General features: G+C 38.7%; 12 protein-coding genes. 7 read left to right on the top strand and 5 right to left on the bottom strand.

Features of this window, described 5'->3' with window-relative positions:
• The first annotated feature begins 122 nt into the window (after positions 1-122).
• Complete coding sequence (locus P20439_RS02570) at positions 123-932, top strand: thioesterase family protein (protein ID WP_008464384.1); 810 nt, start codon at positions 123-125, stop codon at positions 930-932.
• Here P20439_RS02570 and P20439_RS02565 read toward each other — a convergent pair whose 3' ends face one another.
• Positions 933-1,496 carry a transporter substrate-binding domain-containing protein gene (locus tag P20439_RS02565; protein WP_008112363.1) on the bottom strand — a complete coding sequence of 188 codons (564 nt, stop codon included), beginning with the start codon at positions 1,494-1,496 and terminating at the stop codon, positions 933-935.
• Positions 1,496-1,654, bottom strand: coding sequence for a hypothetical protein (locus P20439_RS18430; protein WP_008464381.1), 159 nt, complete (start codon positions 1,652-1,654; stop codon positions 1,496-1,498). The genes P20439_RS02565 and P20439_RS18430 overlap by 1 nt, the downstream gene beginning before the upstream one ends.
• A gap of 184 nt (positions 1,655-1,838) precedes the next feature.
• On the opposite strand from P20439_RS18430, the gene P20439_RS02560 reads away from it, so the two are divergent.
• From P20439_RS02560 to P20439_RS02550, 3 genes are read left to right on the top strand one after another with little or no spacing between them, the layout of a single operon-like run.
• Positions 1,839-3,068 carry a paraquat-inducible protein A gene (locus P20439_RS02560; protein ID WP_008464378.1) on the top strand — a complete coding sequence of 410 codons (1,230 nt, stop codon included), beginning with the start codon at positions 1,839-1,841 and terminating at the stop codon, positions 3,066-3,068.
• Positions 3,065-4,720, top strand: a complete 1,656-nt coding sequence (pqiB, locus tag P20439_RS02555; protein ID WP_008464376.1) for an intermembrane transport protein PqiB — start codon at positions 3,065-3,067, stop codon at positions 4,718-4,720. Before P20439_RS02560 ends, pqiB begins: the two co-directional genes overlap by 4 nt.
• A complete protein-coding gene (locus P20439_RS02550) occupies positions 4,720-5,328 on the top strand; it encodes a PqiC family protein (RefSeq protein WP_008112359.1) in 609 nt (202 codons plus the stop codon). Before pqiB ends, P20439_RS02550 begins: the two co-directional genes overlap by 1 nt.
• Here the strand turns inward: P20439_RS02550 and P20439_RS02545 are convergent.
• Positions 5,325-5,840 (bottom strand): GNAT family N-acetyltransferase, encoded by a 516-nt coding sequence (locus tag P20439_RS02545; RefSeq protein ID WP_008112358.1) that lies wholly within the window; start codon positions 5,838-5,840, stop codon positions 5,325-5,327. The genes P20439_RS02550 and P20439_RS02545 overlap by 4 nt on opposite strands.
• 302 nt (positions 5,841-6,142) lie before the next feature.
• Here P20439_RS02545 and P20439_RS02540 point away from each other — a divergent pair, with 302 nt between their 5' ends.
• On the top strand, positions 6,143-7,525 hold the full coding sequence (locus P20439_RS02540) for a Na+/H+ antiporter NhaC family protein (RefSeq protein ID WP_008464374.1): 1,383 nt from the start codon (positions 6,143-6,145) through the stop codon (positions 7,523-7,525).
• 102 nt (positions 7,526-7,627) lie between these two features.
• Here P20439_RS02540 and P20439_RS02535 read toward each other — a convergent pair whose 3' ends face one another.
• Entirely contained in the window at positions 7,628-10,510 is a 2,883-nt protein-coding gene (locus tag P20439_RS02535; protein WP_008464373.1) for an insulinase family protein, read from the bottom strand.
• A gap of 164 nt (positions 10,511-10,674) precedes the next feature.
• On the opposite strand from P20439_RS02535, the gene P20439_RS02530 reads away from it, so the two are divergent.
• Complete coding sequence (locus tag P20439_RS02530; RefSeq protein WP_036932760.1) at positions 10,675-11,094, top strand: MAPEG family protein; 420 nt, start codon at positions 10,675-10,677, stop codon at positions 11,092-11,094.
• A 46-nt stretch (positions 11,095-11,140) separates the two neighbouring features.
• Here P20439_RS02530 and P20439_RS02525 read toward each other — a convergent pair whose 3' ends face one another.
• Positions 11,141-11,893 (bottom strand): peptidylprolyl isomerase, encoded by a 753-nt coding sequence (locus P20439_RS02525; RefSeq protein WP_008464369.1) that lies wholly within the window; start codon positions 11,891-11,893, stop codon positions 11,141-11,143.
• A 221-nt stretch (positions 11,894-12,114) separates the two neighbouring features.
• On the opposite strand from P20439_RS02525, the gene P20439_RS18640 reads away from it, so the two are divergent.
• Positions 12,115-12,285, top strand: coding sequence for a hypothetical protein (locus tag P20439_RS18640; protein ID WP_008464367.1), 171 nt, complete (start codon positions 12,115-12,117; stop codon positions 12,283-12,285).
• Positions 12,286-12,305: the final 20 nt, after the last annotated feature.

Below are 12,305 nucleotides of genomic sequence, written 5' to 3'. Positions count from 1 at the left end.
AAATAACCCTAAAAAGAGTAGGGATTGCTCATTTTTTGTAATTTGGGAGCTTATTTATTGTCTGGTCTGATGAGTTTGGGTGTGATATAAATTCAGCAAATAACAGCAAAAGGACATTATTTGTGCACTTTGAACAATTATTAAAACAAGCAGCCCAAGCGAGTCAGGAAACTGACCCGTTAACCAATACCATGCAGTTTCCTGCTAACTGGTGCCAAGGTCGTACTGCTTTTGGTGGCCTCTCTGCTGCGCTACTTTATCAAGCAATGCGCAATAAAGTTGATTCATCAAGAAGACTGCTTTCTTTAAGTACAAACTTTGTAGGGCCATTATTGGCTGAAAAACCGTTTTCTTTATCGGTAGAAATATTACGTGAAGGTAAAAGCAGTACCCAAGTGCTCGCCAAAGCGATTCAAGATGATGCGGTGTGTGTCATCGTGCAGGCCTGTTTCGCCAAAAATCGTAACTCATCAATTAATGTGCCGGTATCAAAGTCGTTAACCTTACACCCTGTAAACGAAGGCCATTGTTTAGGCTTTGTACCTGGGAAAATGCCAGAATTTTTTCAGCATGTTGATTTATGCCCGCAACAAGGCGCCATGCCGTTTAGTAGTGCGCAAACATCTCACCTTGGTGGTTGGATGCGATTTAAACACACGCCTGAAGAAATTACAGAAGCTCATGTTATTGCTCTTACTGACGCATGGCCGCCAACATTACTACAAATGTTTAAGCAACCTGCACCGGCTAGTAGCATGTCATGGTATTTAGAATTTGTACAAGCGCCTAATTTAGTGCCAGGTGAATGGTTGGGTTTTGAAGCAATCACTCATCATTCAAAAGATGGCTACGGCTTAGAAGATGGCTGTATTTGGTCGCAATCGGGTGAGCTTATTGCACTCACCCGTCAAACGGTTGCCTTATTTGATTAATTAAAAACGAGTGAAGTCGCGCTGGGTATATTGCTTATCTAAGTTAAGCATTATGGTGCGATATTCACCGCTTTGAATTATATTTGCTAAGCCTTTGTCAAACTGCTGTCTCAGCAAATCATTGTTAAAATACGCAGGCCTTGCCGCAGGTGGAAAAATAGCATGAATAACAAAATCTTTAGTGGCATTAGTTTTTTGATATTCCTTTAAGTAGTGAAGAAATATACGCCTATCGAGAATAATCGTATCAACCCACCCTGCCATTAAATGGTGTATCTGCGCTTGTTGATTGAATACTTCTTTATAGCCTCTCAAGTTTTCCAAGTTATGACCAAATTCTTTGGGTAAATAAGCAGGCGCATTTTGAAATGCTAAAACACTTTTAGTCGCCAGATCGTAAATACTATTAATAGTGAAGTTACTCTTTTTAAGACTCACCACCACATTCTCATAACTAACAACCGATTGGCTTCGATATATGCCAGCAATTAAAATACCCGAGTAATTTAATGCAATATCAACATGGCCTTGGTTCAATAAAGCATCTGCACGCTGATTTGACATTAATGTACATCAACCTCATTTATGTCTTGATTGTTAAGTGCTGCCTTTACAATCTCGAGCTGAATACCTGAATCATTTTCACTTATTACATAAGGCGCAACAGTAGGGTTAGCCGCAATAATAACTCGTTGCTGATTAATACCTTTAACAAATGCCAAGCTATCGCCACATAAACACTAAGGCTAATAAAAATAGTACTTTCACACTATTATCTAATCCGTTTTTTTTCTGTTGTTGGGGTTACTTTTCTTATTATATTGTTAGTAATTTAGCCGCAGTGTTTGTATTTAGCTATTAATTATAGCAATATTTAAATTATTGAATTAACTATAAGCTAACATTTTGCAAACTGCCTGCCCAAGCTGTGATCTTATCATTAATATTCCCGACATTGATGCAAAGCAAGTCGCACTGTGCCCTCGCTGCAACTATAAGATTCGCGGTATTAATGTTAATAATGACATCGAAATAGTCGCCCTGAGCCTCAGCGCACTGCTGATGTTGCTCAGCAGTATGTTTTATCCATTTATTTCTTTTAGTAGCAACGGTATTACCCAAACGATTACCCTGCCCGACGCAGCACGGATTTTATTTAACTATGATAGTGACTTACTCGGCCTATTTATTGATATCAGCATTATTCTTCTGCCTATGAGTTTGCTGATTATTTTGATCCCTTTGCATTTAGGCGCACTTAAAGCACTGCCGCAAGCAGTTGCAAGAAGACTATTAAAATTCACTTTAACGCTAGAGCCTTGGATCATGTCAGAAATATTTCTGATTGGTGTTTTGGTTAGTATGGTTAAAATAATGTCATTAGCTGATGTTAGTTTTGGCACTAGCTTTTTTGCCTATGTGGGATTTGTAGTTTTATATGTTAGTGCGTTAACACGGTTAAATCGTGCTAGGCTGTGGTCTCAAGTAAGCCCTGCCACTACACTTCAAAATACTTCAAACGCTGAGCGGGCTATTGATGAGAATATAAAAGCCTGCCATGTTTGCCATCAGCTGAGCGTTGAATCAATCTGTCCTCGTTGCCATAGTAAAACATATTTAAGAAACCCCTACAGCGTACAAAAGGCAGCGGCATGGTTGGTTACTTCACTTATTTGTTATATCCCAGCAAATTTACTGCCCATTATGTACACTATTAGCCTAGGGGATGAAACTCCTGCAACCCTTATTTCCGGTGTAATTACCTTATGGAATAGTGGCTCATACCCTATTGCGCTGATTATATTTTTTGCAAGTGTAGTGGTGCCATTAGCCAAGGCGCTTATTTTAAGCTTTTTGTGCATTATGGTTACAAAGCCCGCCAACCTTTATACAAAAGGTTACACAAAAGTGTACCAACTAACTGAATTTATAGGAAAGTGGTCTATGATTGATGTATTTGTTGTGGCTATATTAGTCGCCCTTGTGCAGTTAGGAAACTTAATGTCGGTTATACCTGGTTTAGGCATCGTCTTTTTTACTGTTATGGTATTATGTCAAATGATGGCAGCACACGCATTTGACCCTCGTTTACTGTGGGATTCACCTAAAAATAAAAACGCAGAGAATAAAGCATGACTAAAACAGCCAACGTAGCACAAAAAACACGGATTTCTGCGATTTGGATTATTCCCGTGGTTGCCTTATTGGTAGGTATTTGGATGCTTTATCAATACCAATTAAATAAAGGTCAAACAATCTATATTTCTATGCCGCAAGCCGAGGGCATTGTTGCCGGTAAAACAGAAATTAAAGTACGTAGTGTTAAAATAGGACAAATTGATCACGTCCGTCTTTCTGACAGCCAAGACAGCGTAATAGCTCGGGCACAAATAGATAAAAATTACGATAATTTACTTACCGAAGATGCCAGCATTTGGGTTGTAAAACCTCGCATAGATGAAACTGGCATTAGTGGCATGAGCACTTTGCTCTCAGGCGTTTATTTAGAGTTTTCGCCAGGCGAAAGTAAACAACTAAAGAAGCAGTTTAAACTTCAAGAGGAACCCGCATTAATAGGCAAAGATGTTCAAGGTGGCCGTTTTAAGTTACTCAGTTACAATGCAGAAGTACTTGATGTCAGTACTGGCATATTTTTTAAAAACTATAAAATAGGCCAAATAGAAACCGCTACTTTTGATTGGAAAAACCAAGCAATGCAATACGGTATTTTTATTAAAGCCCCCTATGAGAACTTGATCACCTTAAACTCTATTTTTTGGGTTAACTCAGGTATAGAAATAGATCTTTCCGCAGATGGTATCAACATTAACACTGGTTCTTTAAGCAAATTATTGAAAGGGGGGATCTCTGTCGGACTACCTGAGCAGCAGGCTCCTGGCGATTTAGCGCAAGACAGCCATAGCTTTTCTTTAAGCCAAAGTTACAAACAAGCTCTAGAAGAGCGCTTTTATGATTTTGATTATTACCTTATTGAATTTGAACAATCTATTCGAGGGTTACGTGTAGGTGCCCCAGTAGAGTATCGCGGTACACGCGTAGGTACTGTGGTTGAAGCACCCGCCAATGTAATTATAGATGGAAAACCGGCTCATTTTCGCGCTAAAAGTACCGCTGTCCCTGTATTGATCAAAGTGGAATATGGACGTTTATACCACAACAACGCCTTAGCTAAAGAGTATTGGAAATCAAGCATAATCGAGTGGATAAAAAATGGCATGAGAGCATCGCTTAAACCGGGAAATTTACTCACTGGTGCAGTGTACGTCGACTTTGACTTTTACACAGACACCCCAAAAAGCGAGCTTAAAAAGCTTGCTCAATACGATGTGTTTCCGAGTGTATCTAGTGGTATAACGGTGCTTGCTGACCAAGTGTCTGATGTGCTGAATAAGGTAAATAATTTAAAAATTGAAGACAGTTTGGCAAAAATGCAAACAACATTCAGCGAGTATCAAGCGTTGGCCAGTGAAATGCGCACATTATTAAGTAAACCTGACACCCAAAATTTACCCGGTGACTTTAATCGTAATCTCGAAAAAATAACCAAAAGCATGGAGCAATTTGAAATAACCATGCGGCAGTTTGATAAAACCATGGCAAGCTATCAAGCAGGCTCACAAATGCACCACCAGCTTGAACAAACACTGCTGCAAATTAAGCGTTTATCTGAAGAATTCCAACCACTTACTCGTGGTTTAAACGAACAACCTAACATGCTCATTTTTGATAAGTCACTGCCTAGCGACCCGCAACCAAGGAAACAATAATGAAAGCACTATTTTTACTTTTAACGGGTGTGATCTTTATCAGTGGTTGCAGCTCTGCTATTCAAACAACAATTCAGTATTACCAATTTGAGCAACCCATTAATGACTCTTCGCGAAATGTGCAAGATACACAGGCACAACTGCGCGTGCAAACAGTCACCTTAAGAGGCGCATTGAATAACCGGGGTATTGCTATGAAAGTAGATAGTAATCAAATCCATGCTGCTAATTATCATCTATGGGGCGAGTCGCCAGATGTTATGCTCAGTGCCAGCGCGCAGCAAACATTATTTAATACCATGACCAACTGGATGGTTATTAAAGGCTTACCCGTTATTACTGACCAACAGCAACAAACATTTTACGAATTAGAATACGAACTACACCACTTTAACGGTGATCTGCAAGGTAATGCAGATATTTCAGGGCTATGGCGTTTATACTACACTCACCCAGAATCGGGTAGGCGTTTAATAAGCATCCATAATTTCTCATCTGTTTTGCCAATTGATGATGATGGCTATGATTCATTGGTGGCGACTCTTGAAAAAATGTGGCAACAAATCAACATCCTTGCGGCAAAAGAAATTGAAAAAGCGCGAATTTAATTTCGCTCTGTATTAAGTAAATATACATCTACCGCAATGTTAGTGTTCTCTATAATCACTTGACCTTGGGTTTTAAAACCGAGCTTTTGTAATACATTTTTTGATGCACGGTTATCATTGCGGGTGATCGCCGTAACTTGTTTAATCCCCAAGTTTTGTCTATGGCTTATCAAGGTATTTGCCGCTTCAAAAATATAGCCCTTTTTTTCAAAACCGTCTTTTAGCGCAAACCCTAAATCGGGATATTGCAGAACAGCTCGCTGATAAAACCCAACAATACCAACCAGTGTTTCATCATGTAATACGATTATATAAGGCCCAAAGCCATGCTGCTTATGGGCAGATATAAAACTGTCTTTGATGTATTTTTTAGCGTCGTCTAAGGTGTAAATACCTTTATCACCAATGTATTTAGTGAAATTATCCTGATTAACCAACTTAAATAACTCTGCCGCGTCTGCTATTTGTGCGAAGCGTATGTATAAACGCTCTGTTGTAAAAGCAATATTCAAAATAACTCCTGATAAATTTTTAACGACCCGATATTTTTTTATTGACTGAAATAAAAAAGAAGATTATTTTTGCGCCGATGTTTTTAAAGGCACAACAATAGCGGCATGCATTCCTTGCGCCGTCTGGCGCCAAAGCCAACGCGTTTCACTAAAACTATTAATTTAACATAATTTTTTAAGTGCCCTCCACGCGTGCAAAAGCAGTGACTTGGAAAATGATTTAACAACAAACTTATCATCTTCTTTGTTTTTGTATAAGCAGTTTACTTTTTAAATCTGCTTTTAATTTTGTGATCTTATAAATGCTTGAACCTTCTGCGTTAACTCTACTGCCGCCTGCGGTAGTGGTTGTATTGGCTGTTGTTTTACGCCGCCCTATTTTATCGTTACTGATTGGTGCATTAGTTGGCCTTGTTTTAGCTGACCCTAGCAAAGTTCTCTCAAATTTTGCCAGCACATCACTCAAAGTAATGACTGATGAAACCATTGGTTGGTTAATACTTGTGTGTGGCGGCTTTGGTGCGCTTATTGCCTTATTAGTGCGCACTGGAGGGGCTTCTGCGTTTGGTAGTTTGGCTTTAAAGTACACCCGAGGTAAACGATCCTCCTTATTTATGACCTTTTGTTTGGGTGTCGTGATATTTATTGACGATTATTTAAACGCGCTTACCGTGGGTGAAACCATGAAGCGGATCACCGACAAATTTAAAGTGAGTCGTGAAATGCTCGCTTACGTTGTTGATTCAACGGCAGCGCCTATTTGTGTACTCGTCCCTTTGTCAACGTGGGCTGTATTTTTTGGTGGCCTGTTAGTGGATAACGGCATTGCAGAAGAAGGCCAAGGCATTGCCGTTTATATGCAGGCTATTCCTTACATGTTTTATGCATGGTTTGCGGTGCTGACTGTGGTGCTGGTTATTGCAGGTGTGATCCCTACTTTTGGCCCTATGAAAAAAGCAGAACAACTTGCGCTTACTCACGCTCCATCTTTAGAGCCTGCGCTTTATACTGAGGTACAAACGGCGGATGAATACGCAGTTAAAGCAGCAGAAGAACACTTTGAAGATGCTGATCCCAAAGGTAAGTTATATAACTTTTTATTGCCGATTATTTTGTTAGTGGCATTTACTGTTTACTTTGAAATAGACGTATACAAAGGCCTTTTAGCGACAATGGCTGTTACTTTACCATTTTACGCGTTACAAAAATTAATGAGCTTTAGCGAAATGATAGAGCGTATGCTGGATGGTTTTAAAAGTATGATCCCGGCAATTGGGACTGTAATAGCCGCCTTTATATTTAAAGACGTATGTGACTTGATTGGTTTACCACAATTTGTAATTGGCAGCTTAAGTCCATATATGACCGCTGGCTATTTACCCGCGGTGGTATTTGTTGCGATGTCGATATTAGCGTTTGCGACGGGGTCAAGTTGGGGTATTTTTGCGGTCTCAATCCCTATTGTTATGCCACTGGCAACCGCTGTTGATGCAAATATTCCATTGGTGATTGGCGCATTACTCTCAGCGTCTTCATTTGGCAGCCAAGCCTGTTTTTACTCTGACTCTACCGTGCTGGCAGCTCAAGGCTCAGGATGTAATTTAATCAGTCATGCCGTGACTCAATTACCTTATACACTCATTGCTGCAGCTTTAGCCATCATTGGCTTTTTACTAATGGCTTAAAGTGAGTATTTAATTAAAGTCATACTTAGCCAAAAATATAGCACCGTTAAAACAAAACCCAGTCAACAGTGACTGGGTTTTTGGTTTTAAAGTAATTTCAACTTACTTTTGCAATTTTATATCGCTGTAGTAGGCATCTAAACTCGTCACTTTAGTTTGGTTTGGTAAATCAGCAAACTCGCTATCACTAAACTTAGTGCCGCGTAGCTGCACATTTAAACGAGCTGCTTTTGGATTTAACATTGTTTGCTGGTAGTAATCTTTAATATCAGCAAGTGTGACTTTTTCCACCTCTGCAATTAATTTTTGTTTTGAATCAAAATCAAAGTTTTCACGGTACCAATCGTTAATAAGCGGGCTCATTTCATCACTTAAATTCTTGGGCTGCTCTTTTAACGATACCAAGGTTGCATTTTTAAGCTGTGAAAATGTTTCTTCACTCATGGCATTAAGCTCTAAAGCGTACTCTTTTTTGAACTTATCAAAGCGTACTTGAATGTCTTTTGGCCCTTTCACCGGTGTTTGGATAAATAAACCAATACCAGAGTAATCTTCAATAGGACGCGCTAATGCGCCTACTGCATAGGCAAGTTGCTCTTCAGTACGCATTTTATCAAACGCGATTGTTCTAAAGTGCCCTTGTAATACAGCTGCCTGTGCTTTTTGTTTGTAACCAGGTGTTGGGTGGATAGTCATATCGACCACCGCTACATCGGCTACATCAATATCTTTGTGTAATACACGCGCTTCACCTAGTTGCGGTAACCATGCTTTACTACGTGCAAACTCAGTTTGAGTATGGCTGCTTGGTAAAATAGCCGTTAACTCAGCAGCAATAGCATCAATGTCTTTTTGATTGTAATTACCGTAGCTAAATACACGTAAGTTATTATTCGCTAACGTGCTTTGCTTTAAGGTCTGTAAATCTGCAAGCGTTAGTGCTTTTGCAGCATTAATAAGCGCACCTGTATCAAAGCTACCAGTACGAGTTAGCTTAGAATACTCACCAAATGCTTGTGCATACGGGAACTGTTTTTGTTGATTTAGTAAATCTCGCTGATAACGGTCAATCGCTTGATTAAACGCTTGTGCTGAAATTTCATCGTCAAACCCAGCTAACGCTTGTTTAAGTAAAATATCTTGTTTATCGGTAAAACCACTTAACGATAGCACCAATCCATTACTTGAGCTTAAATTAACGTTCATACCAGCAATGGCAGCTTCAGTTCGTAACTGACTTAATTGAGTGTTATACAGATCAGCCCAAACAGAATAAAGTACGGTTGAGTTAATATCATGCAAACCTGTTTGCGTGTTGATATACACCTCAACTAAACCTTTAGGCTGCTCTGCAAACTGCTGACTTGCTTGGCGCCAAATTTTTACGCCGTTTTTATCATAGCTAAGCTCAGGATGCTTCTGCTCTTTAAAAGCTTGCGTTTTAATAGCAAAACTCTCTGGTAGTAAATTGTTAACACTTGGTAAGGCTAAATTAAAATCACTTGGTTTTTCCCAGCTGGCAATTTCTGCATCGCTAATATCGTTAATTTTATATTTACCATCGTAAAAATGCAGCTCAGAATCTGTTTCTTCCTGTTGAGAAATATACCAGATGCGCAGTGTATCGGCATTAAGTTGCTTAAGTACATTGTTCACCGCATCAGCATCAAATTGAGCATAGTAGTACGGTGCGTTTATCGCATGATTTAACGGGTAATCTTGCATGCTTTGAGTCAACGCACTGACATAGTTAAACTCATCGCCCTTTTCTAAAAATTTGAACTGGTTATTTAACGACGTGCGAATTTCATTAAAGTACTTACTATTAACGCCCTCACGCTTAATCAAGTCAATGTATTGCATGATTGTCGCGACAATTGATTCGCGGTTTTTCATCCCCTCATCAGTCAGCTCTATGTTCACATTTAAAGAGCCATAGTTACCATACTGATTTGGAGAGGCAGACGCTGATAACTGAGATACCCAACCTTTATCACGTAATAATTGTGCTGGGCTACCTGGCATTTCATTACTAAGTAAATAGGCAACAAAGCGATTAGGTTTTACTGCAAATTCATTTTGGTTATTCGCAATTGTGAAATCGAGCTGTAATTGTTTAACGTCTTCATTTGGTGAGTAAAAAACACGTTTTCCACCGGCATTATCAAAATCTAAGCTGGCAGTAACACTAGGCTTTTCAATATTTTTATTTTCAATGTCGGCAAAGTATTTTTGTGCTTTTTTCTGCATTTCTGCAATCGGTAAATTAGAAATAAGCGCCACTTTCATAATATTTGATGAGTAATATTTATTATAAAAATCAACTGTTTCTTTGTGTAACGAACTATCCGCTTTGTCGCCTAATGTTTCAAGATTACCAATTAAGAATCGGTTAGCCGGGTGTTCACCCATCATTTTACGTGCCAGCTTAAATTGGCCAAAAAAGTCCATTTCACGACGCATTGACCATTCAGCATTTACTGCATTTTTTTCTTTTTCTGTGTATTCTGGGTAAAGCTTAGGGGCTTTAAAAAAGTCTGAAAAGCGGTCTAAGCCTTCATCAAACGCATCGTTATTAATTTTAAACATGTAGTTAGTAATATCGAGCCAAGTGTAAGCATTATGCGCGCCGCCGTTTTTAGTCATAAAATCGGAGTACCCTTTAGTGTCAGGGTATCGCTCAGTACCTAAAAACAGCATGTGCTCTAGATAATGCGCCATACCTTGCTGGCTCATTGGGTCGTGTAACAGACCTACACCTACACTAAGTGAAGCCGCTGATTTTTCTGCGCTTGGATCAGAGACTAAAATCACTTCAATATCGTTAGCAAGTTTCAAGGTTTTGTATTCACGGTTATCGTTAGGGCTTACAACGAGCGTTGGTGATAAAAGTGAGGTTTGTGATGATTGAGAAAGAGTGGCGGTATTTGAACAACCGCTTAATATTGCTAGTGCAATTGCACTTAAGCCGATGATGTGTTTCATTTTAGTTTTATCCGTTATCGTAGAATAGGGTATTAGCGTTTTAAAAAGACTAAATCAGCTATAAACTACCACTATCAATTAATACTATGCTACTAATTAGCACTTAATTATGTAACACATTGTGAATAACAATCGAATACTCAAAGAAAATAATAAGGTAAGTTATGGAAAAGATAATAATAATGGCCATGTTTGTGCAGGTAACACTTTCATTAGTTGTTATGGTGATTATGGGAAAACGTCGTTTTGCAGCAGCTAAAAATAAACAAATACAGTTAAGCGACTTTGCTGCTATGCGCCTCGATAATGCAGGCGATCATGTGAGGGTTGCTGATCGTAATTTTAGCAATCAATTTGAAATACCTGTGCTTTTTTATGCGGGATGTTTACTTGCTTTACAGCTTAATATGGCAAGTGTCAGTATTGCAGTACTTGCCTGTTTATTTGTAGCCACACGGATTATTCATAGCCTCATTCACCTTGGTAGTAATCATTTAAGAACCCGTTTTAGAGTATTTTTACTTGGTTGCTTATCTGTGTTTGTAATGTGGACTTTGCTAGTGCTGAGCATACTTTATAATTAAACAAAAATAACGGCGGATTTAATCATTCGCCGTTATTTATTAAAGTTTACTTAGCACGTTTCAAGCGAGGTACTACTAGTAATAGTGCACCTAATAACCATGCCATACTGCCACTAGAGTCTGAACTTTGTGGTGGGGTAACTTCTACGTTATCAATTAATGTATTCTCTTTAGGTGTTAAATTTTGTGCTGAATTAGGATCATCACTAAGTACAACCACACTTTGAATTGATACCAAGTTTTCATTACTAATAACCACATTTTCATCTGAACATTGCGCTTGAGTAATACCAACTAATGGCACTTCTGAACAATGAACAAGGGCCACAATTTTATCAAGCGTTTCCTGACTTTCTGCTGTGATTTGTCCAAACACTGTAAACCCACCATTTTGCGTATCAAGTGCCGCACTTCCCCCACTATTATTAGCCATATTAAAAAACCACTGGCTAGTAGCACTATTAGGGTTGCCCCCTAACTTAGCCATGGCAATAGTACCTTTAACATTAGAAAATACAGGTTCATTGATAACAGCAGGTTTAGTTGTTATTGGGTCAAGTGTGTCTGAAAATGTAAAACCACCGCCTTGAATTACAAAATTGTCTATTGAACGATGAATAACTGTTTCATTGTATGAGTCGTCTTGCACATAACTTAAAAAGTTTTCTACGGTTTTTGGTGTTTGCTGGTCAAATAAATTAATCTCAATTGTGCCTTGGCTAGTTTGCATTTCGACTATGGTTGCATGGCTAGCAAAGCTTAATGAAGCGAGCAATGAACACAGTAAACGTTTTTTCATGTTAGATCCTATTATTATAGTTATTTAAAAATAAGTTTTGTTTAGGTTAATGCTACACACTAAGAAAATCGATAGCATTAAGATAGTTGATACAAATTAGACCGTTCTGGTAACATTTCAATTACACAATATTGATTTATATTTTCTATGAATATGTAAACCGAGTAAATGTTTAACTTTGCTCATTGCTAATTATTAAATAACAGAGATAACGGATACACATGACACAAACACCACACACAATTTGCGACTTTGGCCTACACAAAGGCGAAGCATACACCAAACTCCCAGCAAGCTTTTTAAATTGGATGGTTGCTACAAAACACGAAAAGTCACATTACGCTAGCCAAGAACTCAAACGCAGGGAAAATGCGGCTACGAGTCGTAATTAGCCAAAATATAAATATCTGCC

Source organism: Pseudoalteromonas sp. BSi20439 (assembly GCF_000241165.1).
In the GTDB taxonomy this organism is placed as follows: domain Bacteria; phylum Pseudomonadota; class Gammaproteobacteria; order Enterobacterales; family Alteromonadaceae; genus Pseudoalteromonas.
Note: the sequence above shows the minus strand (reverse complement) of the source record. Positions and strands in the feature narration are given on the sequence as shown.